The 25,491-nt window shown below is 63.1% G+C and carries 23 protein-coding genes and 1 pseudogene; 9 read left to right on the top strand and 15 right to left on the bottom strand.

Features of this window, described 5'->3' with window-relative positions; genetic code table 11:
* The 13 genes from NKJ06_RS17025 to NKJ06_RS16965 all read right to left on the bottom strand — a co-directional run bounded on the left by NKJ06_RS17025 (position 1) and on the right by NKJ06_RS16965 (position 14,992).
* Complete coding sequence (locus NKJ06_RS17025) at positions 1 to 978, bottom strand: ABC transporter permease (protein WP_352629477.1); 978 nt, start codon at positions 976 to 978, stop codon at positions 1 to 3.
* 17 nt (positions 979 to 995) lie between these two features.
* Complete coding sequence (locus NKJ06_RS17020) at positions 996 to 2,573, bottom strand: ABC transporter substrate-binding protein (RefSeq protein ID WP_352629479.1); 1,578 nt, start codon at positions 2,571 to 2,573, stop codon at positions 996 to 998.
* Positions 2,574 to 2,814: 241 nt separating this feature from the next.
* On the bottom strand, positions 2,815 to 3,807 hold the full coding sequence (locus tag NKJ06_RS17015; RefSeq protein WP_352629481.1) for an ABC transporter permease: 993 nt from the start codon (positions 3,805 to 3,807) through the stop codon (positions 2,815 to 2,817).
* Between the two features lie 4 nt (positions 3,808 to 3,811).
* Entirely contained in the window at positions 3,812 to 4,777 is a 966-nt protein-coding gene (locus tag NKJ06_RS17010; RefSeq protein ID WP_352629482.1) for an ABC transporter permease, read from the bottom strand.
* Entirely contained in the window at positions 4,770 to 6,404 is a 1,635-nt protein-coding gene (locus tag NKJ06_RS17005) for a dipeptide ABC transporter ATP-binding protein (RefSeq protein WP_352629483.1), read from the bottom strand. Before NKJ06_RS17005 ends, NKJ06_RS17010 begins: the two co-directional genes overlap by 8 nt.
* 29 nt (positions 6,405 to 6,433) lie before the next feature.
* Complete coding sequence (locus NKJ06_RS17000) at positions 6,434 to 8,191, bottom strand: ABC transporter substrate-binding protein (RefSeq protein ID WP_352629485.1); 1,758 nt, start codon at positions 8,189 to 8,191, stop codon at positions 6,434 to 6,436.
* A 124-nt stretch (positions 8,192 to 8,315) separates the two neighbouring features.
* Positions 8,316 to 9,533 (bottom strand): GNAT family N-acetyltransferase, encoded by a 1,218-nt coding sequence (locus NKJ06_RS16995; RefSeq protein WP_352629488.1) that lies wholly within the window; start codon positions 9,531 to 9,533, stop codon positions 8,316 to 8,318.
* Entirely contained in the window at positions 9,530 to 10,807 is a 1,278-nt protein-coding gene (locus NKJ06_RS16990; RefSeq protein WP_352810280.1) for an acyl-CoA dehydrogenase family protein, read from the bottom strand. Before NKJ06_RS16990 ends, NKJ06_RS16995 begins: the two co-directional genes overlap by 4 nt.
* A 106-nt stretch (positions 10,808 to 10,913) precedes the next feature.
* The gene (locus tag NKJ06_RS16985) at positions 10,914 to 12,074 is read right to left on the bottom strand and encodes an NtaA/DmoA family FMN-dependent monooxygenase (protein ID WP_352810278.1); all 1,161 of its coding nucleotides are present in this window, start codon (positions 12,072 to 12,074) and stop codon (positions 10,914 to 10,916) included.
* Complete coding sequence (locus NKJ06_RS16980; protein ID WP_352810277.1) at positions 11,989 to 12,339, bottom strand: hypothetical protein; 351 nt, start codon at positions 12,337 to 12,339, stop codon at positions 11,989 to 11,991. Before NKJ06_RS16980 ends, NKJ06_RS16985 begins: the two co-directional genes overlap by 86 nt.
* 8 nt (positions 12,340 to 12,347) lie before the next feature.
* On the bottom strand, positions 12,348 to 13,586 hold the full coding sequence (locus NKJ06_RS16975; RefSeq protein ID WP_352629493.1) for an acyl-CoA dehydrogenase family protein: 1,239 nt from the start codon (positions 13,584 to 13,586) through the stop codon (positions 12,348 to 12,350).
* On the bottom strand, positions 13,583 to 13,861 hold the full coding sequence (locus NKJ06_RS16970; RefSeq protein ID WP_352810275.1) for an FHA domain-containing protein: 279 nt from the start codon (positions 13,859 to 13,861) through the stop codon (positions 13,583 to 13,585). Before NKJ06_RS16970 ends, NKJ06_RS16975 begins: the two co-directional genes overlap by 4 nt.
* Before the next feature lie 33 nt (positions 13,862 to 13,894).
* Positions 13,895 to 14,992, bottom strand: a complete 1,098-nt coding sequence (locus NKJ06_RS16965; protein ID WP_352810273.1) for an NtaA/DmoA family FMN-dependent monooxygenase — start codon at positions 14,990 to 14,992, stop codon at positions 13,895 to 13,897.
* A 171-nt stretch (positions 14,993 to 15,163) separates the two neighbouring features.
* Between NKJ06_RS16965 and NKJ06_RS16960 the strand changes: the two are divergent.
* The 6 genes and pseudogenes from NKJ06_RS16960 to NKJ06_RS16935 all read left to right on the top strand — a co-directional run.
* Positions 15,164 to 15,633: pseudogene (locus NKJ06_RS16960) on the top strand (SDR family NAD(P)-dependent oxidoreductase); the annotation flags it as partial.
* Between the two features lie 93 nt (positions 15,634 to 15,726).
* Positions 15,727 to 17,079: an ABC transporter substrate-binding protein gene (locus tag NKJ06_RS16955; protein WP_352810272.1), complete on the top strand. Its 1,353-nt coding sequence runs from the start codon at positions 15,727 to 15,729 to the stop codon at positions 17,077 to 17,079.
* A 96-nt stretch (positions 17,080 to 17,175) separates the two neighbouring features.
* Positions 17,176 to 18,114 carry a sugar phosphate isomerase/epimerase family protein gene (locus NKJ06_RS16950; RefSeq protein WP_352629499.1) on the top strand — a complete coding sequence of 313 codons (939 nt, stop codon included), beginning with the start codon at positions 17,176 to 17,178 and terminating at the stop codon, positions 18,112 to 18,114.
* Positions 18,111 to 19,046 (top strand): carbohydrate ABC transporter permease, encoded by a 936-nt coding sequence (locus NKJ06_RS16945; protein ID WP_352629501.1) that lies wholly within the window; start codon positions 18,111 to 18,113, stop codon positions 19,044 to 19,046. Before NKJ06_RS16950 ends, NKJ06_RS16945 begins: the two co-directional genes overlap by 4 nt.
* Entirely contained in the window at positions 19,046 to 19,954 is a 909-nt protein-coding gene (locus NKJ06_RS16940; protein WP_352629503.1) for a carbohydrate ABC transporter permease, read from the top strand. Before NKJ06_RS16945 ends, NKJ06_RS16940 begins: the two co-directional genes overlap by 1 nt.
* Position 19,955: 1 nt before the next feature.
* On the top strand, positions 19,956 to 21,026 hold the full coding sequence (locus NKJ06_RS16935) for a Gfo/Idh/MocA family oxidoreductase (protein WP_352629505.1): 1,071 nt from the start codon (positions 19,956 to 19,958) through the stop codon (positions 21,024 to 21,026).
* Here NKJ06_RS16935 and NKJ06_RS16930 read toward each other — a convergent pair.
* Both NKJ06_RS16930 and NKJ06_RS16925 read right to left on the bottom strand, forming a co-directional pair.
* Positions 21,023 to 21,829, bottom strand: coding sequence for an SDR family NAD(P)-dependent oxidoreductase (locus NKJ06_RS16930; protein WP_352629507.1), 807 nt, complete (start codon positions 21,827 to 21,829; stop codon positions 21,023 to 21,025). The two genes, NKJ06_RS16935 and NKJ06_RS16930, sit on opposite strands and share 4 nt — an antisense overlap.
* A complete protein-coding gene (locus NKJ06_RS16925) occupies positions 21,826 to 22,680 on the bottom strand; it encodes an NAD-dependent epimerase/dehydratase family protein (RefSeq protein WP_352629509.1) in 855 nt (284 codons plus the stop codon). Before NKJ06_RS16925 ends, NKJ06_RS16930 begins: the two co-directional genes overlap by 4 nt.
* Before the next feature lie 232 nt (positions 22,681 to 22,912).
* Here NKJ06_RS16925 and NKJ06_RS16920 point away from each other — a divergent pair, with 232 nt between their 5' ends.
* From NKJ06_RS16920 to NKJ06_RS16910, 3 genes are read left to right on the top strand one after another with little or no spacing between them, the layout of a single operon-like run.
* Positions 22,913 to 23,557, top strand: a complete 645-nt coding sequence (locus tag NKJ06_RS16920) for a cysteine hydrolase family protein (protein ID WP_352629511.1) — start codon at positions 22,913 to 22,915, stop codon at positions 23,555 to 23,557.
* A 48-nt stretch (positions 23,558 to 23,605) separates the two neighbouring features.
* Entirely contained in the window at positions 23,606 to 24,160 is a 555-nt protein-coding gene (locus NKJ06_RS16915; RefSeq protein ID WP_352629513.1) for a MarR family winged helix-turn-helix transcriptional regulator, read from the top strand.
* Positions 24,161 to 24,203: 43 nt separating this feature from the next.
* A complete protein-coding gene (locus tag NKJ06_RS16910; RefSeq protein WP_352629515.1) occupies positions 24,204 to 25,394 on the top strand; it encodes an amidohydrolase family protein in 1,191 nt (396 codons plus the stop codon).
* The last annotated feature ends 97 nt before the right edge of the window (positions 25,395 to 25,491 follow it).

Genomic DNA, 25,491 nt, shown 5'->3' with positions numbered 1-25,491 from the left:
TCAAGCCCCCAGTTCGATGCGCGGATCGGCGGCAACGTAGAGAAAATCCGCGACCAGATTGATGACGACGACGATCGCCGAGGTGATGAAGAAGATCGCCAGCAGGAGGTTGTAGTCGCGCTGCATGAGGGCATCGAAGGCGAGACGCCCGACGCCTGGCCAGGCGAACACCGTCTCGATCAGGATCGACCCGCCGATCAGTTGTCCGGCTTGCAAGGAGGCGAAGGTGATGATCGGCAGCAGCGCGTTCCTCAGAACATGCTGGCGCCAGATCAGGCCCGGTTTCAGACCCTTGGCCCAGGCGGTGCGGACAAAATCGCGATCGAGCACGTCGAGCACCGAGGCGCGCGTCACGCGCATGTAGATGGCCATGTAGAACAGGCCGAGCGTCAGCGCCGGAAGAATGAGATGAAGGGCGACATCCCCGACAAGCGAGAGGTCCGACCCGCCCTCGCCTACTGTCTGCATGCCGTAGGATGGCAGCCAGTTCAGCCAGACCGAGAACAGCAGGATCGCCATCAGGCCGGTCCAGAACAGCGGCATGGCAAAGAACATCACCGAAATGCCGGTGAGCACGGTGTCGAGCAAACTACCGGCGTGCCGGGCGGCGATCGACCCGAGCGTAATGCCGGCCGTCAGCGCAAAACCAAATGCCGTCAAGGTCAGAAGCAGCGTCGCCGGCAGCCGTTCGGCGATGATGTCGATGACAGGACGCTGGTCCCGATAGGACTGGCCGAAGTCGAGACGCGCCAGCGACTTGGTGTAGATCCACAATTGCTCGGGAACAGAACGATCGAGCCCGAGGTCATGGCGCAGTTCCTCGACAAAGGCCGGGTCGGCCGCGCCCTGATCTCCGGCCAGTACCGATGCCGCATCTCCGGGTGCCAGCCGAAGCAGTACGAAGTTGAGGACGATAACGCCAAACAGAATGAGAACCGCGCGGGCAGCCCGTCCCGTCAGGAAGCCAAGACGACCCATCTCATCCGGCTCCGCGGCTATTTCGCCAGCCAGACATCGGCGAAATTCTCGTCGGTGCCGAGACCGGTGGTGATCAGGTTGCGGACCTTGGTTCGGTAGAGCGTCGGAAAGACGATGTCGTGCGTCCAGATGAGCGGCACGTCCGCGGAAATGATCTTCTGGGCTTGCGAATAGAGCGTCTTGCGCTTGTCGAAATCATTCTCATGCGCGGCATCGGCGAGAAGCTTGTCGACGGCCGGGTTGGAATAGCCATGCACGTTGCCGCCGGTCGTGCCCGCATTGTCGCCTTGCAGCGTGGTATAGGCGTAGCTGATGCCAATCGCCGGGTCGGGCGTGGTGTAGACAAAGTTCTCGGCAAGATCATAGTCGAAGGTGGTGAGCCGCTTGAACCATCCCGGCACATCGGTTGCCACGATGTTGACCTTGATGCCGACAGGCGCCAGCGCCTCCCGGATATATTCCGCCTCGCGCTGCCACAGCTCGCCATAGGGCAGAGGAACGAACTGCAGTTCGAAACGCACACCGTTACCGTCGGGTTTCAGGCCAACCTCGTCGAGGATGGCATTTGCCTTGGCTGGATCGAATTCATATTTCGTTTCGACCGATGAGTCCTTGAACCGCGACAGGCGCGACAGCGGACCGTTGGTCTCGTGGCCGAATCCGCCAAAGATCGTGTCGATGATGAACTGGCGATCGATCGCATGCGCGATCGCCTGGCGCACACGCGCATCATCGAGGGGCTTGTGGCGATTGTTGAGGTGGATGTAGCCGACCGGTTGAAGAAATTCCCAGCCTGCTTCGGTCAGTTGCACGCCATCGAGCCCGGCCAACCGCGTGATGTCGAAATTCTCGACGTCGCCTGCGCGCAGGACATCGACCTGGCCGGTTTCGAAGGCGACCGCGCGGCTGTTGGCGTCAGGGATGACATGGAAGAAGATGTCGTTCAGATGGGGTTTGCCGGCATCCCAATAGTCAGGGTTGCGGACAAGGTGGATGAATGACCCCTTCTTCCACTCCGCGAATTTGAACGGACCGGTGCCGATGAACTTGCTGTTTGCCTCGGCAGTGCGGAAGTCCGTCACCCCCTCATAGAGATGGGCCGGCAGCACGGCGGTGTTGTGCACATAGATGAAGGCCGGGTACGGCGCCTTGAGCGTGAACACCACGGTGTAGTCGTCCGGCGTGGCGATATCCTTCACCTCCGCCAGATTGAGCCGCGAGCGGGCCTGAAGTGCGGGCAGGAATTTCTGGAAGCTGAAGACCACGTCCTTGGCCGTGAAGGGCTGGCCGTCATGCCATTTGACGTCGTGGCGCAGGTTGAAGGTGTAGACCAGGCCGTCATCGGAAATCGACCAGCTCTGCGCCAGCCTCGGCAGCGGCTTCAGATCGGCCGAGTAGGTCAACAGGCTTTCGTAGATCTTGTTGCCGACATAGGTCGTCGGGCCGAGACGATTGACGCCGACATTGACCGTCGGCGGCTCGGGCTGAACGATCAGGTTGAGCGTCCCGCCTGCCTCCTGTGCCGCCAGTCCGGTCAGCGTCAGGAGCGTGACTGCTAGAGACAGCATGAGGGTGCGCAACAGGCGGGAGATCATTGTGAATTCACCTTGTCGAATGATTGATCGCGGGGCCTGAGATGTCGCCCCGCGGGATAGTGTGGTTCCGCAGGATGGCGCGCCTGACCTGCCTCTAGCGAACTGCGGCGCCAGTTTGTGTACTAAGATTATAGACAAAGGGGATTATGATAAGGGAACGCGCTTCACCGATATCGGGCAGAGCGAATATTTTTCCCAATATCCGTGCTGAAATGAGAGCGAATTGCCTGATGGCGGGCGGTCACGACAGGCCCACCGGGTCGCGCCATCTGGTTATGATATCGACGGCGAACGTGGAGAACACGAACGATACCGCGGCGAAGACCGTCGTGCCGATGACGACCGGAAAATCGCCTTCTAGTGCCGAGTTGATGGCCAGCCGGCCGACGCCATCCAGCCCGAAGATCGTCTCGGTGACGATCGCACCGCCCATGATGACGGCGAGTTCCAGACCGCCGAGCGTGATCACCGGATTGAGGGCGGCCTTCAACGCATGATCGTAGTAGACCCGCCATTCCGGAACACCCTTGGCGCGCGCGGTCCTTATGTAGTCCTCGCCAAGGATCTCGAGCATGCTGGCGCGAACCAGCTGCTGGAAAATGCCGATCTCGGCAAGCGCCAGTGTCAGCCACGGCAGCGCCAGATGACGGGCCCATTCGAATGGGTCTTCCGTCAGCGGAACGTAGCCGCTGCTTGGAAACCAGAAGATCCCATAGTTAGAGAGCTGGAAGAACAGGAAGTAGGAGATCAGGATGCCGGAGAGGAACGTCGGCACCGACAGGCTCGCATAGGCGAAGCCCGATATCAGCCTGTCCAGCCAGGAGCCTTGCCGGCGCGCGGCAATCACGCCAAGCAGGATCGAAAACGTCATCCAGATGACGACTGCACCAAGGGCGAGCGATAGCGTCACTGGCACCTTGGACAGGATGAGATCGGTCACCGGTGTCTGCTTGCGGAAGGAGTAGCCCAGCGCCGGCGGCCAGTGAGCAATCCCCATCGGCGCGCCCTGGATATCAGGACCGCGGTAGAGATAGTACCACAGCTGCAGATACCATGGCTCGTTGAGCCGCAGCGCGTGCGCTATGGCATCGATCGCCTGCTGGCTGGCGTTGCGCGGCGCCAGCATGGCGGCCGGATTGCGATAGGCTATGCGGGTGATGAAGAACGCGATCACCAGCACGATGAGGAGCGTCGAGAGCGCCCTGAAGATCAGCCCGCCTGTATACCGGATCATCGCGTCACCCGCTGCGGCGATGGGGATCGAGGACGTTGCGCAAGCCGGCGCTCAGCGTGTTGAATCCGGCTACGGTGAGAAACAACGCGATGCCGGGGCCGAGCAGGAACCAGGGCTGTAACTGGTAGAGGGAGGAGCGCTGCGCCTCGGCGATCATGTTGCCCCAACTCGGCTGCGGCGCCTGCACGCCGACGCCGAGGAAGGAGAGCGTCGCTTCGGCGATGATGTTGGTCGGCAGTTGCACCGCCCAGTAGACCAGGATCACCGGCGCGATGTTCGGCAGGATTTCCCTCACGATGATCCTGGTCTCCGAGGCGCCGATCGTCTGCGCGGCCTCCACCAACGGGCTGCGGCGCAAGACGAGCACAAGGCCACGCGTCAGCCGGGCGAAATACGTCCACGAGAACAGGGTTATGATCAGGACGACCACCAGCGAGGGCGCGACCAGCGGCTTGCCGTCGGCGCCCCGGTTCAGCGACAGAAGGCTGAGCGCGGTGACGATGAACGGGAAGGACAAAGCGACGTCCACGGCCTGCGAAATGATGCGGTCGACACGGCCGGCAAGAAATCCGCTGACGAGGCCGATGGCGGTGCCGATGATCATGGCAAGCGTGGTCGCCGGGATGGCGATGGCCAGCGACACGCGCGCGCCGTAGAGCGTCCTCACCAGCACATCGCGGCCATTGCCGTCGGCGCCAAGTGGAAATTCGAGCGTGGGGCCGGTCGGCAGCCCCATCTCGGTCAATGCGGTATCGCGGAACTGCTCGGTCATCCCGTGCCCCAACAGCCATGCGACCACGGGCGCCAGCAGCGCACCGGCGGTGACAAAGCCTATGATCAGCGCGCCAATGCGGAAGGAACGCTCGCGCAGCAGTGCATGGAGAAGCAGCGACCTGTATGATTTCACGACCTCGCCATGTCCTAGCAGGACATGATCCTGGACGGACGCCAGGGCACGGATCTCAGGCATGCGCGGCGATCCGCTCGGGAACCGGGTTGCGCTGCAAAGCCTTGCCGGGGATCGCGTCTATCAGCCGGATTGTGTAGGGGTGCCGGGGAGCGCCGAAGACACGGGCTGTCTCGCCGGCTTCCACGATGACGCCCTTCTCCAGCACGATGACGCGGTCGCACAGTTCCGACACGACACCCAGATCGTGCGAGATGAACAGCAGCGACAGGCCTCGCTGCCGGCGAATGGTCTGCAGCAATTTGATGATCTTTGCCTGTGTCGTGATGTCGAGTGCCGATACCGGCTCGTCGGCGACGATCAGCGACGGTTCGAGCGCAATGGCGCGCGCGATGGCGACGCGCTGCCGCTGGCCACCTGAAAGCTGGGCCGGGAAACGGTCGAGCACGTCGTCGGGAAGTTCGACATCGCGCACCAGATCTTGCACGCGCCTGCGTATCGCTGCTGCGTCCAGTCTGGTGCCGATGATGAAGGGTTCCGCCAGAATGGACCGGATGCGCCGCCGCGGGTTGAGGCTGGAATAGGGGTCTTGGAAGATGACTTGTATGTCCGATCGTAATTGCCGGTCGAAAGCGACGCCGCCGGCACCCGGACGGGAATAGCTACGCTCACGCAACGAGATGCTGCCTTCGTCCGGCTGGTCGAGGCCGGCGATCAGCCGGCCGATCGTCGACTTACCGGAACCGGATTCGCCGACGAGGCCGACAATCTCGTTCTCGCGGACGCTGAACGAGATATCCTTAAGTACTGGCCTGATCAGAGCGCCCGCAGCGGAGCGGCCTGCGAAGGAACGCGCGATTGCCGCGACGGAAAGCAGGTCGGGCGCCACAGGCAAGGGTGGCCGCGCCGCGCGTGCGACAAGGCCGCCAAGTCGCGCCGCACCGAGCAGCTCCCTGGTGTAGGCCTGGCGCGGTGCCTGGTAGATCAGCTCGGCCGGCGCCTGCTCCACCACCCGTCCCGCACGCATCACCAGGACATCGTCGGCAATGTCCGAAACGACGGCCAGATCGTGGCTGATGAAGATCATTGCCGTGCCATGGTCCTGCTGAATTCGCTTCAGCAGATCGAGGATCGACGCCTGCACGGTCACGTCGAGCGCCGTCGTCGGTTCGTCGGCAATGATGAGGCCGGGATTGAGCGCGATCGCCGCGGCGATCATCACACGCTGGCGCATGCCGCCGGAGAACTGCCTGGGATAGTCGTTCACACGGGCCGAAGGATCGGGGATACCGACATCGGCCAGAAGATCGAGAACGCGCTGACGCAATTCCCCGCGTCCCACCCTGTGGTGGGCGGTGATCGCTTCGGCGATCTGCTGGCCGATGGTCTTCAGTGGATGAAGGTTGCTGAGCGGATCCTGGAAGATGAAGCCGATGTCGGCGCCTCGCCGCCGGCGCAGGTCGCCGGCGCCGAGGCCCAGTATCTCATCACCCTTGTGCAGGACGCTGCCGCGTACGCTCGCCGCCGGCGGCAGAAGGCCGGTGGCGCCGAGCAGCGACACGCTCTTGCCCGAGCCCGATTCACCGACGATGGCGAGCGTCCTGCCCGGCTCGACGGAGAACGAGACGCCATGCACCACGTCCACGCCGCCGAATGCGACGCGCAGATAGGCGATGGAGAAGATGGGCACGCGCGCCTCCTTTTGCCGGTCCGGGCTTGCTACTGCTTGAGAGCGATGTTGGTGATGTCGGCATTGACTGCCAGCGACGACCATACCCAGTTGGCGAGACGATCGGAGGTGACCACGACCTTGCGCTTCTCGAACAGCGGGATCCAAGGCAAGTCGGCGGAGACGAGCTGGTCGGCCTTCGTCCAGATCGGTCCCGGATCGTCGGATGGATAAGCCTGCGCCGCGAGCTTGTTGAGCGCCGGATTGCTGTAGCAGATGGCGTGGACATTGCCGGTGCCACAAGGTGCCGCGTCCGAATTCAGCCAGCCGCCGAGCAGCATGCGCGTGCTCGGTCCCTGCCAATCGGGAGAGAAGGTGCCGCCCAGGGAAAGATCCCAACGGCTCTTCGGATCCTGGATGAAGGCGTACCACTGCGTCGGCGGGATCGGGATCAGGTTGAGCGTGATGCCCGCCGCCTCCAGATCCTCCTTCGCGGTCACGGCGATGGCTTCGAACTGTGCGTTGCCGCGATAGATGGCGTCAAATGCAATGCCGTTCGGATAGCCCGCCTCGGCAAGCAATTGCTTGGCCTTGGCCGGATCGCCCCTGTAGCTCTCGGTCGGGTACGGATCGAACTTCTCGAAACCAAGGATGGTGGAGGTGATGATCTGGGTGAGCGGCACAGCGCCGATCGAACCGGCCTGCGTCTGCGCCAGATGCTCACGGTTCACCGCATAGGTCAGCGCCTGCCGGACCTTCAGCTTGCGCAGCGCCTCGGCTCCGTCGCTCTTGACCTCCGGCCGCTGATTGAAGGTGATGAAGTTCGCCGATCCACTGTTCGTCACATGGATGTTGGGGCTCTTCTGCGACAGGAAGCGCTGGATCGTCGGGATGGGCGGGATATCGAGATAAAGCGACAGATCGGCCTCGCCGGCGATGATCTTCTGGACGACGCTGTCCTCGCTGTTGGCGGTGAAGTCGATGTCGATCTCATCGGCATAGGCCTTGCGCGCCTGGTCGGACTCCGGCTTGAAATTCTTTGCCTTCTTCAGGACCAGCTTCTGACCCTGCTCGTAGGTGTCGACATAGTAGGGGCCGCTGGACGGCAGGTTCTTGCGCGACTCCAGCGAGTCCGGGAAATATTTGGACGCGATCTCGGGCGCCACCGGCGACACGAAGTTCATCGAAAGGATGTTGAGGAAATCGTAGTTCTTGGTATCCGATTTGATGACCAGCGTGTGCTCGTCGGGAGCCGAGACACCGGCAATCTCATGCGTGTCGGTGAAGGCCTTGGTTGCCGCCAGATCGCCCGTCGGCACTTTCGCGAATTCCTTGCAATAGTCGACGAAGCCGGAGATCACGAGGTTGAAATAGTTGATGGCGGCGACCTGCTTGTTGGGATCGCAGAAGCGCTTGACGCCATAGACGAAATCGCTGGCGACGATCTTGCGTTCGGTCGAACCCGAGAAGAAAACGTCGTCCTTCAGATGGAAGGTGTAGACCTTGCCGTCGTCGCTGATGTCCCAGGACTTGGCGAGATCCGGTACCAGAGTGGTGTCCTCCTTGAGGCCGGCGGGCGAGCCCGGATAGGTCACCAGCTGACGCGTCGTCGCGCGCAGGATTTCCCAGGAATCGATGCTGTAGCCGGTAAGCGGATCGAACGCATCGAGGTCGGACTGGATCGAAGCAATCCGCAGAACCCCACCAGGCTTCAGATCTTCCGCCTGCGTGGAGGCACCAAGTGCAGAAAATACCATCAGGCCGGCGGCAACACCTTTGGATAGATTGCGCGCAACTTTTGTTGCCATTACTTCTCTCCAGTTAGCAAGAAATTCTTCGTACTACCATTGCAGTAAGCGATTGTAATTTAGAGATAAAATTGTCTATTTTTCAGTGCAGCTTTCAAATTGCATTTTATATTAGCGTCGCCTGTCAAAACATTGTTCCGGAATGCGGCAAGGCTGGCGCCGTGAACAGCGCGTCGAGCGTTTCGACCGCGGCGCTGTCGAAGGCATTGAGGCGCCCCGTCTGCGCGAGTTGCCACCATTTCACGCCGCCGAGATAGGCCGCCGAAACCGTAGCCACATCGGTCACAACGGCGGCGGACAGATTGGTGCGCTCGGCCCCCTCTGGCGAGAGGCGCAACCGGGTCGTGTTCTCGGGCAGGATGGCGTCGGAGACTTCCAGCACGACGCTGTCCCGTCCGGCATAGGTTCTAGCGGTCAGGGCCTTTTCCACGTCCAGGAGCCGCAGCCATGTTTCGTCGCGCACCGCCGATACGCGAACGCTCCGAAAATCCTCGAACAGCCATGGCAGCAGATCGTCCGCGGGACGGCTCCAGAAGACGATGCGATGCGGCAGGTCGACCGCCAGCAGATGCGCGACCAGCGCGATATAGGCGGCCGGACTGTAGGCCACGATATCGTCGACCACGATGGTGCGTTCCGAGCTGGTGAACCAGCTGTCGAGGCCGACAGGGTGATAGCGCACGAACCCGGTTTCCGAGCCTTTCTCGCCGTGAATGGCGACATAGGCCGGCGCGCCGCTGTTGGCCTGCCGCAACGCCTGGAAATCCCACCAATAGGACGAGCGCGTGATGACGCCTGCGCGCGGAGCCGACTGGCCTGCATAGATGCGCGCCTGTACTGCCCAGGCATCGTCACTATCGATCAGCCGAACCTGGTCCCTGGACATCAGGCCTGCCCGCAGACGCGCGCGCTGCGTGTCGACCTCGAAGCTGACGGACGTGTTGGCGATCGCATAGCCGAAATTGCCGTAGATGCGCGCATCGGAGGCCCGCAAGGTGGCCGCCGCCTCACCCTGCTCGCGCGCCGCGCGAAGCTGCGCCTTGAACAGCGCCGTGGCCGCGCCACGCCGCGTATGGGTGGGCAGCACGCCGACATGGGTGACGGCGGCCTGCGGCAGCCAGGCGCCGCCGGGAACCGCCATCCGTCCCGAATAGGAGTCGGTGGTTCCGACGAGCGTCTCACCGTCAAAGGCGCCCCAGGTGCGATCCGGCTCGAACAGTCTGTCGATCAGCGTGTCGTCGATCGGGCCGAGCGGCGGCAGGCCGACCATGGCCGTGCGGAAGGTGCGCGCGGCCTGCGCGAGTTCGGCCTTCCCGGTCAGAAGGCGCACATCCGATATCATGACGCCTTCCGCCTGGGCACGGCTTCAGGCCTCTGCTCATCCGGCTTGTGCGCTTCCGGCTGGGGCGGCTGCGCGTAGGTGCGCGGCCTGGGCAGCGTTTCGGCCAGCAGATATGTGCCGACCTCGCGTGCCCGGTAGGAGACCGGGTCATGGACGGTGTGGGTGCGCGCGTTGCGCCAATAGATGTCGAGGCCATATTTGTTGGCCGTCGAGCGCGCACCCGTCGCCTCGAAGATGCGCGCCGTCACGTCGAGCACGACGTCGTTGGCGACGATCTTGCCCTGGTCGATAATCGTTGCGAGTTCGCCCCATTGTTGCCCGGTAATTGATGAGCCGGCATGCAGTGCCGCCTCGTAGAGCGCAGCGGCCTTGTCGGCTATCGCGATGCCCGCCGCTACGCCTGCGGAGAGCCGGCCGAACAGCACCAGATGGTAGGGATCGTCGATCGCTCGTTCCAGCCCGGACTCCGGCCAAGGCCGGCCAAAGCGGCGGACATGATCGGCGGCGGCGGCAAGGGCTCCCTCGGCGATGCCGAGATAGAAATTGATGAAGATGAGCTGGCTGAACAGGACGCGCAGGCCGTCGCGCAACTCGACATCGCCCTGATAGTCGTCGAGGGCGCTGAGCAACTCGTCCTCGAAGACCTCGACACGGTCGAAAGTGACGCTTCCGCTCGCCGTTAGCCTCTGGCCGAGATTGTCCCAGTCGGAACCGAAGCTGATGCCCTTGCGCGTCGGCGGGATCTGGTAGTGGGCGCGTTTGCCGTTGTCCCACAGGCTGACGGTGATGACCTGCGCCACCGACGCGCCGGTTGCGAAAGTGCGCTTGCCGTTCAGGAAGCGGCGGCCGCCAACATGCTCGATCTCATTCCACTGGTCGCGAGGATTGCTGACGCCGCCCTGGAACCAGCCTTGTGAACCGACGCCGCGGGCCGTCTTTTCCCACTGCTGGCGCGTGCCGAGAATGTAGGTCCAGACACCGTTGGAATAGTGATAGGCGATCAGCTGCCCGATCGAGCCATCGGCGGCGGCGATGATGCGGCTGATCTTGAGCGCCTGGACAAGGTTTGCGCCGGCGCCGCCGAATTCGCGCGGTGCCGCGAGACCAAGCAGGCCACTGTCGCGCAGCAGCGCCAGTTCTTCCACCGGGTCCTTGTTGGCCCTGTCGCGTTCGAGCGCCGTCGCCGCGAGTTGCCTCGCCACGTCGCGGGCCTTCTCGGCCCAGGTCTCGAATTCGGCGTCGCTGAGGCCGGGATAGATCTGGATGTCCGACATTGTCTTCTCGTCATGCTCCATTGTCGCGGCCACCAAAGACCAGACATGCTTCAGGCTGCGAGCAGCCCCTTCAAGGTTCGCCAGTGCGCCTTCGGCGAAATGCCGCTCACTCGGCCGCCTCGGCTGTTGCACCCCAGCTCGAGCGGTCGCGCGCGGCTGCTCCCGGATGGTCGTCGCGCAGCAGGCGCTGTCCCTCGCCCTGGAAGCGCTCGCGGATCGTTGTGCCGGGTGCGCCCCGTTCGCGGATGCGGCCCCGCCGCCGCAGTTCCGGCACCACGAATTCGATGAAATCCTCGAATGTGCCCGGGCTGACGACATAGGCGAGATTGAAGCCGTCGACACCGGATTCATCGGCGATGCGTTCAAGCTCGTCGGCGATCTTTTGCGGCGAGCCGACCAGCTTGGGATGGATGCCGCCGAGCCCGATATAATCGGCGATCCCGGCCACGGTCCAACGCCGGTCGGCATCGATCCGCGTCAGATTGGCAAGTGCTGAGCGGCCGGCATTGGTCTCGATATATTCGAGCGGATGGTCGAGCGGATATTGCGACCAGTCGACACCGGTCCATGCCGAAAACAGCGCCAGTGCTGCTTCGACACTGGTGTAGGACAGATAGTCCTTGTGCTTGGCCTCGGCTTCCTCGTCCGTGGCTCCGGTGATGACGGTAACCGCCGTGATGAACTTTATCGCGTCCGGTGCTCGTCCAAGTTCGACGGCGCGGGCGCGGATCGCCTCGATCGAGCGGCGGATGGATGCCGTGCTGGTGCCGCCGAGGAACACCACCTCGCCGTTGCGGGCGGCGAATTCGCGCCCGCGCGGCGAGGTTCCGGCCTGGAACAGAAGCGGCGTGCGCTGCGGACTGGGCTGCGCCAGATGCGCGCCGGGCACGGAGAAATATTTGCCGCGATGGCCGATCGGATGGACTTTTGTGGGATCGGTATAGAGTCCCTTCTCGCGATCGTGCACGACCGCCCCATCCTCCCACGAACCTTCCCAGAGCTTGTAGGTCACATCGAGGAATTCCTGCGCGAGATCGTAGCGCTCGTCATGATCGATCTGGCGTTCCAGGCCGAGATTCTTCGCCGCCGATTCGAGAACCGAGGTGACCACATTCCAGGCGATGCGGCCCTTGGTCAGATGATCGAGCGTGGTGAACTTGCGGGCGAGAAGATAGGGCTGTTCATAGGTCGTCGACACGGTGATGCCGAACCCAAGATGCCTGGTGGCGGCGGCCATTGCCGAGACCAGCAGCAGCGGGTCGTTCACCGGCGACTGGGCGGCGGTACGCAGCGACGCATCCGGCGTGCCCCGAAAGACCGTCGAGGTGGCCGAGCGCGTCGGCGAGGAACAGCGCATCGAAGCCGCCATCGTCGAGCAACTTGGCCAGCGAGGTCCAGTATTCGAGGCTGGTATAATTGTGGGCGCGGTCGCTCGGATGACGCCAGAGGCCCGCCGACACATGGCCGACCACGGTCATGCCGAAGCCGTTGAGGATGAGAGGCTTGACCGCCTCGCTGGTGGAATTTGTCATGGCTCACCTCACGAATAGTAGGTTGACGGCGGCACACGGCCGTTGAGCGCGAAGTCACCGACTTCCAGCACCTTGTAGTGCACGGGATCATGCAGGCTGTGGGTGCGGACGTTGCGCCAGTAGCGGTCGAAGCCGAGCGAGCGGGCAGTGGAGCGGGCGCCGGTCAGCTCGAATATGCGCGACGTCACTTCCAGGGCGACCTCGGTCGAATGCACCTTCGACTGATAGGCGATTGCCGCGGTGCGGCCGCGTTCTTCCGCGGTGAGATCCCTGCCGCGCTCGAAGGCGCGCTGCACGGCTTCGCCAGCCGCATCCGCGAGTGCCTCGGCGGACGCCAGCGCGATCGAAAGCCGGCCGAAGCGCTCGACGACCAGCGTATCCTCGGAAGCTTTCTTCGCCGGTGAGGACAGCCATGGCCTGCCGCGCTGGGTGATGTAGTCCTTGGCGTCTTCCAGAGCGGCAAGCGCGGTGCCGAGATAGAGTTCGCCGAAGGCCGCATGGACGATCGGCACGTGCAGCGTGGCATGCGGCGGATGAACCGTATCTTCCGGCCAATGCCCGACCAGATCGTCAGCGGATGCGGCGACATTTTCGAGCGTCGCGCTGCCGCTGACCGTCAGCCTCTGGCCGATATTGTCCCAGTCATTGCCGAAGCTGAGGCCGGGCGTGGGATTTGCGACGATGAACTGGCCGATATGACGGCTGGCATCGATGCCGGAAATCCGCGTGCCCTTGGCAAAGCGTACCCAGACCTGCAGCGTATCGGCCACCTGCGCACCACTGGTGAAAGGCTTGGCGCCATCGAGCACGAAGCAGCCGTCCACCTGCCTTGCCTCGACAAGCGGCTCGTAGGCGGCCTGCGCGATGCCGGCATGGAACCAGCCCTTGGAGAAAAAGCCGTCCAGCCGTTTTTCGATCAAGGTCTTATTGTTGCCGTCCAGACCGATCGCCGTGCCGAACAGATGGTAGATGGCGATCTGGGCTATCGATGTATCGCCCTTTGCCAGGATGCGGACGATCCTGAGCACTTCGGCCGGCGTCGCGCCACCGCCGCCAAATCGCTTCGGGATATAGATCGTCAGCAGGCCGGCCAGGCGCAAAAGGTCTATCTCGGCATGCGGTGCGGCGCCGGCCAGATCGCGCGCGGCGGCGGTGCGCTTGAGTTCGCGGGCGACCTCCTCGGCCCGCTCGACCCAGCCCTGAAAATCACTGCGCTGCTCGCGCTGAACGGCGGCGTGGATCGTCATGATGCCAACGCCTCCGGCCGGCGGACCTGCGAGAACGCATGTTGCGCCGCGGGGTGATCGGCGGGCACACGGCTGTCGCGCCCGAAGAGCCTGGACCGCAGCGAGGGACCGACATCCTCGCGAATTCGTCCGCGCTTCCGCAGCTCGGGAACGACGTGGGCAGAGAAGTCGATGAAGCTGCCGGGGCTGACCACATGTGTCAGGTTGATGCCGTCGGTATCGGTCGCTTCCAGCCATTGTTCCAGCTCGTCGGCGCCGGTCTTCGGGCCGCCCACAAAGGACTTGCCGCGCCCGAAACCACCCGCCGGCTAAAACGCCTGGCGCCGGGCCCACGGCCGCCCCGACGACGGGTCGTCAAACATGCGCAACAGGGAACGGTTGGAGTCGGTCTCGGTGTAACGGATGGGCTGGTCGAGATCGTGCCTGGAAAAGTCGATGCCCGTCGTCGCCGAATAATGCACCAGAGCGCCTTCGACATCGCAGTGCGATCTGTAGTCGGCGAGCTTGGCTGAAGCGGCGGCATCGGTCGCATCCGTGATCACGGAGACCGCGGATATGAACTTGATGCTGCCGGGAGCCCTGCCCTTTTCGCGGGCAAGCCGCTTCACCTCAGCAACATTGCGGCGGATGCCATCGACATCGGCACCGGCGACAAAGACCACCTCCGCATGACGGGCGGCAAAGTGCTGGCCGCGCGGCGAACCGCCTGCCTGGAACAGCACCGGCACCCGTTGCGGACTGGGCTCCGAAAGATGCGGGCCCGGCACGTTGAAATAGCGTCCGGAATGACCGATCGAATGGACTTTTGCCGGGTCGGTATAGAGACCGTCCGGTTTGGCCGCACTGCCGCGATCGCGCACCAGCGCTCCGTCTTCCCAGGAGCCCTGCCAGAGCTTGTAGGCGACATCCATGAATTCGTCGGCTATCTCGTAGCGCTCGTCATGCGCCACCTGCTTGTCCAGGCCGAGATTGCGCGCCGCGCTGTCGAGCTGCGAGGTGACGACGTTCCAAGCGATGCGCCCCTTGGTCAGGTGATCGAGCGTGGTGAATTTGCGTGCCAGCAGATACGGCTTTTCGTAGGTCGTCGAAACGGTGACGCCAAAACCCAACCGGTCTGTCGCGCCGGCAAGGGCTGAGACCAGCAACAGCGGATCGTTGACCGGAGACTGAACGCCTTTTGCCAGCGAGGCATCGTATCCACCGCCATAGACGTCGAGGAGACCCAGCGCATCGGCGATGAACAAGCAGTCGAAGCCGCCCTCCTCCAGCGCCCTGGCAAGCTCGATCCAGTAGTCGAGTTCGGCGTGGCGATACGCCTGGTCGGCCGGATGACGCCAAAGTCCGTAGGCGACATGGGAGACGGCGTTCATGGTGAAGCCATTGAGAATGATGGGAGATTTTGCCATATGACAACCCAGACAAACGCGCGCCATATGGCGACTAATCTTTGTCTATGGATTTAGTGTAATTCAGACGATCGCGCGTGGAGATTTTTCCTAAAGATCGCGGCGTTTGTGACAATCCATTACTCGATGGCCATTACTGGATGGCGTTGAAGCCGCCATGTCGAGACGACGGTGGCCTTGGTAGCGGGGACGACCGGGATTGGCCTCGCAACCGCCAGACGCCTCGCTGCAGGCGGTGTGACGATCATCGCCTATATCTGCCAGCACCGATTTCGAAAAACCTGGAACAAAGCGATGTCGGCAATATCGGGTCGATCGATTTGACCGTGCATTTCGGCATTCTGGAAATGATCAAGCGTGGCGGCGGCGCCATCGTCAACGTGGCTTCGGTGCAGGGCTTTGCCTGCCAGCAGAACGTCGCCGCCTATGCCAAGGGCGCCATTCACACGCTGACGCGCGCGCTGGCCCTCGACCATGCGCGCGCCGGCATCTGCGTCAATTCCGTCAGCCCGGGCTCGATCCGCACCCCGATCCTGGAGAAGTCCGCGCGTGGTGAGAACGTCACGGATGCCGATGTCGAGGTACCTCAAGCCATTTTCAGGGCCAACGAGATCGATGAAATAATAGGCACTCCTGCCGATTGACAAAAACATCAACAGGCGACCAAGATCATATGACCATCAACGATCTTGGTCCCGAGGTTGCCCCTCGGCATTGGCGTAAAGGAGAGCCAGATGCCCCTTCAGCAGAGAGTGACCCATCGTCCGAAACAACGTCCCGCCGCCCCCATCCTTGCCACCGCACTTTTAAGCCTCGGCCTGATCACACTGCCCGGCATCGGCCACGCCGACGGGATCACGCTCAAGATTTTCGGCGGCTCGGCGCTCGACGAACTCGCGCCGCGTCAACCGCCGGACGAGCAGAAGAAAATCCAGCAGCAGGTTATCGACGGCTTCCTCAAGGCCAATCCCGATGTCGCCGCGGTCGAGTGGGATGCCCAGGGACCACAGACCGATTCCATTCAGCGCGTGATGACCGCCAAGCTGGCAAACCAGGAAATGGATCTGATCGCCTGCCCGGCCTTCTACACAAATGGCGCCTATGTCAGGCGCAAACTGGTGATGCCGATTACCGACAAGATCAAGCCGTTCCAGGACAGGATCGACGCCGCGGCGCTTGGCGCTTTCACGGTCAGCGGGCAGGTCTACGGCGTGCCGATCTCGACGCTTTCGACATCGACGATCTTCTACAATGTCGATCTCTTTCAGAAGCTCGGCATCCCCGTCCCGACGACCTATGACGACCTGAAGGCGGCCGTGCCGAAGTTCAAGGCCGCGGGCGTGATCCCTCTCCTGCATCAGGGCTCGAACACCGTCATGTGGCCGATGTGGTACTTCGAAACCTTTTCGCAGGCCTCGGGCGACCCGGTCGGCAAGACGCAGAAGAACCTTGAAGGCACGGCGAAATTCACCGATGCCCCTGATGTCGAAGGGTTCAAGCTGATCAAGCAATGGGTCGATGACGGCATCCTTTCCAAGGATTCGCTTTCCGTCGACCAGGACGGCATGCGTGCGGCCTTCGCCGCCGGCAAGAGCGCCATGTATTATGGCGGCACCTGGGAAATCCCGTCGCTCCAGTCGAGCGTCAAGGACTTCAAAAGGGGCGTCTTCGCCTTTCCGAAGATGGACGGAACGCCGGGCGCGCCGGGCCATGGCGGCGGTGCCGACAACGGCATGTGCGTCGCCTCTTCGATCCCGCCCGAAAAGCTCGATGCCGCGGTCAAGTTCATCGAATATCTGACAAGGCCAGAGGTCGCGACGCTCTATCTCGCGCCGGAACAGCCGATCGCGGCCTCGATCAAGGGCGTGCCGCAGGTCGACGATGCCTATGCCGTCGAACTGCGCAAGCAAGCCTTCCCGAACACGATCAAGTTCCTCGACTGGATCTGGCCGTCGGAAGTCGCGACCGCCACGGCTTCGGCAATCGCCGGCATCGTCGGTGGCACGACCACGCCCGAAGACGCCGCCGCATCGATCCAGACCACCTTCGACGACCTCAAGGCCCAGGGCAGCTGGCCGCCCAAATGAGCCCCTGCAAGCGGGCGCGCATCCAGCGAAGCTGATGCGCCAGGCAAGAAAATGAAGCTGCCCGCTTCGGGCAGCCTCATCAATCGGAGAGAACACATGAGGACAAATCGCGCCGAACGGCAGCGCTTCTCGATCGGTTATCATCTGAACAGCTGGGACCTGACCGGCCTTCCGCTCAGGCCGGCCATCAAGTTCCTGGCCGACCAGGGCTTTGGCTGGTTCGAGATCCTCGCATTCACCAGCCTGTCGGACCAGTATGCGCGCAAATACATGCAGCTCGGCAATCAGGCGCCGATGGGTGTCACCACCGACACCGACATCTTGCGGCGTTACGCGCTGCTGTCGGAAGGCCAGAGCGAGTATGGCATCAAGCTCTCCTCCTTCTACGTCAATGCGATCTTCACCAACCCTGTCGCCTGGCCCTATGAGCGCGACGTGCTCGTCGCGCTGACCAGGCTGCTGAAAGGGTTCGGCTCACCGGTGCTGGTTCTCGGCGGCGGTCCCTCGGAGGCCGCTGCCGGGCCGCACACGGCCGATGACTACCGCGCCTTCTGCCGGGCGCTTGAGGATATCGGCAGGCGGACAAAGGACCTCGGCATCGAGACGGTCTATCACCCGCATCTCGACACCTTCATCCAGCGCCGCGACCAGCTCGACCGCATGATGGATGAGCTGGACACCAACCTGGCCGGCCTGTGCATCGATCCGGCGCATCTTGCCCACACCAATTCCGATCCGGTCGACGCGGTCAAGACCTACATTTCGGCCGTGCGCTACATGCATTTCAAGGACACCAGGGTCGATCCGGCGCTGAAGGGCTATGACCGCTACGGCGCCTTTTGCGAGCTCGGTGCCGGCGTCGTCGATCTTGCCGGCATCGTCGACGTCCTGCTGGAGGCAAACTACGATGGCCTCGCCATCATCGAGCTGGATGCGTCCAAGAAGACAGCGGAGCAAAGCACGCTTGAGAGCATCGCCTATGTCAGGGATACGCTCGGGCTGGTGCTGACCCCGCAAGGCGCAAAGGCCGCATGAGCACGCGACCGCAAGAGGCGGCTCCTGTTTCGGGCCGATCCGGCAGCTGGCGCTTCGACGCCGGGGACGGGGCTACGGCCTTCGTGATGATCCTGCCCGCCGCGATCCTCTTCGGTCTTTTCTATTTCTGGCCGTTCATCAACGGCTTCTGGCTCAGCCTGCACAATTGGGACGGATTTTCCGACCCGACCTGGGCAGGCTTCTCCAACTACTGGCGCCTCGCGCATGATCGCATCTTCCTCGGTGCGCTGCGCAACAATTTGATTTTCGTCGTCGCCGTCGTGATCCTGAAGAATGTGCTAGGGCTCGGGCTGGCGCTGCTTTTGAACCGGGCGCTGCTCGGCCGTACCTTCTTTCGCGCCGCCGCGTTCATCCCGGTGACGATGTCCTTCGTCGCCGTCGGCCTGCTCTGGTCCTGGATCTACAATCCGGTCTTCGGGCTGCTCAACAGCGGGCTCGATCTCGTCGGCCTCGGTGCGCTGAAACAGTCATGGCTTGGCGACGCCGACATCGCGCTCTACTCGATCATCGTCGTCGATGTCTGGAAATGGCTCGGCTTCCATGCCGTCATCTATCTGGCCGGGCTGCAGACGATCCCCTCGGAGCTCTATGAATCGGCGAAGATGGACGGCGCCGGCCCCCTGCAGCGTTTCCGGCACGTCACCGTTCCGATGATGATGCCGATCGTCTTCATCAACACGATCCTCGGCCTTTCCGGCGCCTTCGTGCGCAACTTCGACATCGTCTATGTCTTGACCAAGGGCGGCCCGAACCACGCCACCGAAGTGGTGCTTACCTACATGATGAGCAAGGCCTTCCAGGACGGCGCCATGAGCTATGCCGCCGCCATCGGCTATGTGCTGTTCCTGATCGTCGGGCTGGCCAGTGTCGGTCTTCTGGCCCTGATGCGGCGGCAAAGGCTTGATATCTGATGAGAGCCACCGCCAACCCCCCGATTTCCCTTGGCGATGGCGCGGCCGGCGATCGCCGTCGCGGGCTCATGCAGCGCCTCGGCATAAGCGGCATCCTCGAACTCGCCGGCATCTATGCCGCGCTCGTCCTCGTGCTCTTCGAGACGCTTTATCCCCTGCTTTGGGTGCTGTTCGGCTCGCTCAAGACCAAGCAGGAAATGCTGAGCAATGTCTGGGGTCCGCCGTCGAGCCTGATGTTGCAGAACTATGCCGACGCCTGGCGGATCGCCGGCATGGGATCGCGCATCGTCAACAGCGTCTTCGTCACCGGTTCGGCATTGATCATCCTGGTCGCGGTCGCGACGCCTTGCGCCTATGCGGTGGCGCGTCTTCGGTTCCCCGGGCGCGGTCTCGTGGTTGCAGTCGCGGTGGCGGCCATGCTGGTGCCGCCGCAAGTGATGGCCATTCCGCTGTTCATGGTGGCGCGCGATCTCGGCCTGATCAACAACCGGCTCGGTATTGCCTTCATCTATGCCGCGACATCGCTGCCGCTTTCGGTCTTCATCCTGCGCAGCTTCTTCGTCACGCTGCCGGCCGATCTCGAAGACGCCGCGCGTGTCGATGGCGCAAGCCGGCTGGAGATCCTGATTCATATCATGCTGCCTTTGGTCCGGCCGGGTGTCGCGCTGATCCTCATCTTCGGCTTCATCGAGATCTGGAACGATTTCTTCCTGGCTTTCCTGCTGCTGCGCGACCCGTCGGTGCAGACCATCCCGCTCGGGCTGGTCAGCTTCTTCCAGCAGTACGACTCGCTGTGGAGCCTCTACTTCGCCGCGTTGACGATCACGACACTGCCGGTGATCGTCGTCTTTGTCGCCATGCAACGGCAGTTCATCGCCGGCCTAACCGCCGGCGCCGTGAAGGGTTGACATGCAGGATCGCGTCATTGGCGTTGGCGTCATCGGTTGCGGCGAGATCGCCCAGCTGATGCACTTGCCCTATCTCATGGAATTGCCGGCGTTTCGCATCGCCGCTTTGTGCGACATCTCGCCCGGCACGGTCGGCAAGGTCGCGGAACATTATGGCGTTGCCGCAAGGTATACGGATCATCGTGCGCTGCTTGCCGATCCCAATGTCGATGCGGTGGTGATCTGCACCTACGACCATGGCGAGATGGTCGCCGACGCAATCCGCGCCGGCAAGCACCTGATCGTCGAGAAGCCGCTTGCCTTTACCCCTGAGGAGGCGCGGCCGCTGGTCGAGCAGGCCGAGCGGAGCGGCCTCGTCGCCCTTGTCGGCTATATGAAATTCTACGACCCCGGCTATGAGATCGGCCTTGAGCGCATTGCCGCCATCGGCCGACCGAAGTCGATCCATGTCCATGATTTCGCCGGCCGCTTCGACCGCTATGGCCAGCTCTATACGCAGACCCGCATCACCGACGTGCCGGCCGATATGCTCGCGGCGGGGCGCGATGCCGTCGCCCGGCGCGTCGAAGCGGCACTCGGTGCCGATCATGCCGGTTATCGCGACCTCTATCTCTTGCTGCTGGGCCTCAGCAGCCACGATCTTGCCGTCATGCGCGGCGCTTTCGGCACGCCGGACCGCGTCGTCCATGCACAACAGACCGGTCCGAACCAGTTGCTGGCCGTACTCGACTATGGCGGCGTCCCTTGCCTCTTCGACATGGCACTTGCCCAGTATGAATGGTGGGACGAGTGGATCCACGTGCATGGCGAGCACGACGAGGTGCGGATCGAATTCCAGAACCCCTACTACCGCAATGCCTCGGCGACGGTCCGGCTACGCGAAGCGGCAGGCGAAACCGCGTCCGAACGTGTGATACCTGGCGTTCCGGATACGTCGTTCCGCCGCGAGTGGCTGCATTTCGCCGATTGCATCCATGCCGGCGCGAAGCCGCGCACGCCTCTTTCGGGCGGTCTCGCCGACCTCGACCTTGCCGTCCGGATCATCCAGGCAATGCCGCCCAAGAGACTTTAGCGAAACTTCGGAAACGCGCCGCCGGCCGGCGCGTTAGCCCAGCTCTGCAAGGTCTGGCCGCCGTCGATCAGCCAATCCACGCCAGTGACATGCCTTGCCTCGTCGGAGGCCAGGAAGGCCACCGCGGCCGCGACATCGTCCGGCTGGCCGATGCGGCGCAACGGAATGCGATCGGCGAAATGCTGGACACTGCTCTTGAAATCGCCGCCGCCGGAAGCCGGCACGCCAAGCGTCGTCTCGATCACGCCGGGACAGATGGCATTCACGCGTATGCCATAAGGCGCCGCATCGAGTGCTGCGACCCGCGTCAGGCCGACCACGCCGTGTTTGGAAGCAACATAACCCGCACCGCCCGAAAGGACGTCCCAACCGGCCATGGACGAGCCCATGTTGACGATCGAGCCACCGGTCCCGGCCTTGATCATCGCCCGAAGCGATGCCTGCAGAACGAGGAAGATGCCGCGCAGATTGATGCGGATGATCGTATCCCAGTCCTCGACCGGCAGGTCGTGAACGGGAGCGATGGCGCCGGAAATACCGGCATTGTTGAACACGACGTCGAGGCCGCCGAACGTCTCGACGGTCGTTGCGACTGCGCGCTGCACATCCGCTTCGTCGGTGACGTCGGCCTCGATCGCCAGGACGTCCTCGCCGAGAGAGCGGGCCAGTTGCTGTGCCGACGCGCCATTGCGGTCGACAATGGCAACCCGTGCGCCTTCGTCGCGGAAACGCCGCACCGCGGCGCTGCCAATCGCGCCGGCGCCGCCGGTGACGAGAACATTCTGTTTGTCGAACCATTTCATTGTCCGGACTCCGGCTTCGGATAGGAACGCCACGAATGGCTTGCCTCGAAGCCGATCGTTTCGCGCGCATGGACCGTGTCGAGTACGGTGCCAAAGCCGGCGATCGGCCGCGACAGCGGGACATCAGGGTAGACCCGGCGCACGAGCGCTTCGGTTTCCTCTTCCATGAAGGTGTCGTCAGCGCTCAAGATGACGCGCAGATGGCCTTCGCCTTGCCATTCAAGCGCCCGCAGGAAACCCTGCCCGGCATCGCGCGAGTCGAGATAGCTCCACAGGTCGCGGGCACTGTCGGCGGTGGCGCGGCGCGGACCGACGCCAGCGAAAAAGGAACCCGGCGTCTGGATCCACGGCATGCGGATACTGACCGCCGAAAAGGCGCCGCGACGCACCGCCGCGTCGACGATTTCTTCGCCCAGCCATTTCGACAGGCCGTATGGGTCCTGCGCGCCGACCGGGTGGTTCAGGTCGACCGGCAGATAGGGCGGCCGCACCGGCTTCTCGAAAAAGGGATAGCCGAAAACGCTGAAGGACGAGGCATAGATGAAGCGCCTGGCACCAGCCATGACAGCGGCCTCGACGACATTGTAGGCTGTCGCGACATTGGTCTTGAACACCTCGCCGCCGGCCCGGCCGGTAGGTCGCGGAATGGCCGCGACATGCACCACGGCATCGCAATCACGCACCAGCTGCAGCGCCGATCCAAGATCGGTCAAATCGGCGGTTGCGTGGCGCCATGCGACTCCAGAAGGCACCACGGTATCAATGCCCAGCACATCGTGGCCGGCCGCAACCAGAGCCTCGGCCACATGGCGGCCAAGCAGGCCACTGGCTCCGGTGACGATCGTCTTCATATCTCGACCTCGGATCCGCAATTCAGCGGCTTGAATATCATTGATGGTCATACAAATCGAGCACATGATTGAAGAGCCTTGTCAAGGCCATTTCGCGCTGAACAAATAGCGCATACCCTTGTCGGAGCGCGGTGCGCAAGGCCGACGAGCACGCTTTGCGTCGAACGGGATTGACTTGGCATCCGCCAGGGTTTTTTGTATGAGCATCAACGATCGGTCAAAGGAGATCGCCATGCCCGTGGACAGTTTTTCCTCACATCGGCACGATGACGCGGTGCGGCTCGATCCACGCCGTGCGGCCGTTGTCGTCATCGATATGGTCAATGAATTCTGCAAGCCCGGCGGGGCCATGGTCCTGCCTGGATACGAGACACTGGTCGCACCGCAGCTGGCCGTCATCGAGGCGGCGCGCGCCGCCGGCGTGCCGGTGATCTGGGTTCACGACAGCCATCGGCCCGGCATGCGACGCGAGCGCGAATGGCTGAAGCGTACGCCGCATTGCCTGGAGGGAAGCTGGGGGCCGGAAATCATCGAGGACCTCGGCGCCCGCGATGATGAGATCCACGTGATCAAGCGGCGCTACTCGGCCTTCTTTCAAACCGACCTCGACTTGACGCTGAAAGATATGCAGGTCGATCAGTTGGTCATCTTCGGCGTGGTCACCAACATCTGTGTGCGCTCGACCGTCCATGACGCCTTTTTCGAGGGTTATGAGGTGGTGGTGCCCAGCGATTGCTGCGCGGCGACGGGGCCGCGCGAGCAGGAAAGTTCGCTCTACGACATAGCGACGCATTTCGGCGTGGTCAGCGATTCAGCTGATGTCGTCGCAGCCCTTCGCGACGGGACGTCGCTTCAACCGGCGAGTGTTGCGGCTTGAACCCTTTCAGGCCGGCGGCATCCGAGACAGCGGCGATAGGAGTCCGGCGTGACGACTGAAAAGAAACCGCAGCCCAAAAACGACGGGACGTCGAAAGGGCCAAGCGGCAATGCGGCGCCTCTGAGCCGTGAGCAAGTGCTGCAGCAATACGCTGAGACCGGCTACGAACTGGACCGCCACCCGGCGCACGTCATCCGCCGGGCGCATCAGCGCGCGACGCTGCGCTTCCAGCAGGTCATGGCCGGCGAAGACCTTTCGCCAACCCAGTTCGCGGCGCTCGCCACGATCCTAAAGCATGGCGAAGTCTCACAGAACCATCTCGGCCGGCTGACGGCGATGGACCCATCGACCATCAGCATCGTCATGCGCAAGCTGCTCAAACACGGGCTGATTACGCGCAGCGCTTCCGACACCGACCAACGTTTGACGATGATCGCGCTGACCGGCAAGGGAACCGACTACACGCTCGAGCGGCTCGAACGCAGCGTCGAAGTTGGAAGGCGGTTCCTGTCGCCGCTCTCACCGGCGGAGCAGGCGACGCTGCTTCGCCTGCTCCAGCGTATCAATGACGACGATCCATCGAATGGCGACGGCGGCAAATAAGCGGCGTCCAGACCTTTTTCCATAACAGCAGAAGTGAGAATCGATGTCGTCCGACCCCCAGTCGTCTGCCAACACGCTCGTTGTCCGCAACATCGGTCTGATGCTGAGCGGCAATCTCGCTCAACCGATCATCGACGCCGACACCATCGTCGTGGCCGATGGCCGCATCGCCGGCATTGGCAAGGCAGGCGATGTTGACGGCAGCGCAGCGACGATCATCGATGCGATGGGCTGCGCGGTCGCGCCGGGGCTTATCGACAACCATGCCCATCCGGTGGCCGGCGACTGGACACCGCGCCAGAACCAGATCGGCTGGATGGATTCGACCGTGCATGGCGGCGTCACCACCATCGTCTCGGCGGGCGAAGTCCACACGCCAGGCCGCCCGCGCGACCTGGTCGGGCTGAAGGCGCTGGCGATCGCTGCCCAGCGCACCTTCTCCAATTTCCGTCCGAACGGCATGAAGATCCTGGCCGGGGCACCGATCCTGGAACCCGGCCTTACCGAAGAGGATTTCCGCACTCTCGCCGAAGCCGGGGTGACGCTTGTCGGCGAGGTCGGGCTTGGCGGCGTCAAGGACGGGCCGACCGGCCGGCAGATGATCGCCTGGGCACGCAAATACGGCATGACCTCCATGACCCATACAGGGGGCCCGTCTCTGCCCGGCTCCGGCCGCATCGGCGCGGATGTCGTGCTGGAGGTCGACGCCGACATCGTCGCCCACGTCAATGGCGGGCCAACCGCCCTGCCCGACGCGGAAATACGGCAGATCTGCGAGAAGGGTTCGAGGGCGCTTGAAATCGTCCACAACGGCAATTTGCGCACCGGACTGTTCGTGCTCGACCTGGCAAGGCAGCGCGGCGAACTTGCGCGCGTCGTCCTCGGCACGGACAGCCCGGCCGGATCCGGCGTGCAGCCGCTCGGCATCCTGCGGACCCTGACCATGCTGGCTTCGCTGGGTGGTATCGCGCCGGAAGTGGCGTTCTGTTTTGCCAGCGGCAACACGGCGCGCGTGCGCGGGCTGGATGATCGCGGCATGATCGAGGTTGGTCGCGCCGCCGACCTGATCTTCATGGATCAGGCGATCGGCGGTGCCGGCGACGGGCTGCTCGACAGCGTGGCGCTGGGCAATCTTCCAGGCATCGGAATGGTGGTCATCGATGGCGTGGTGCGGACCGGCCGGAGCCGCAACACCCCGCCGGCGATGCGGGTGCCGGAGGTCAGAGCTGTGTAATGGCGACGACCTTCACGGACTTTGTTTTTACGCAATTTCCAAGGGAAAGCGGCATGCGCTTTTCCCGGGAAAACCGTCGTGCACTTTTCCTGGAATT

The sequence above is a fragment of the Mesorhizobium sp. M0293 genome (genome assembly GCF_040321735.1).
Classification (GTDB): Bacteria; Pseudomonadota; Alphaproteobacteria; order Rhizobiales; family Rhizobiaceae; genus Mesorhizobium.
Note: the sequence above shows the minus strand (reverse complement) of the source record. Positions and strands in the feature narration are given on the sequence as shown.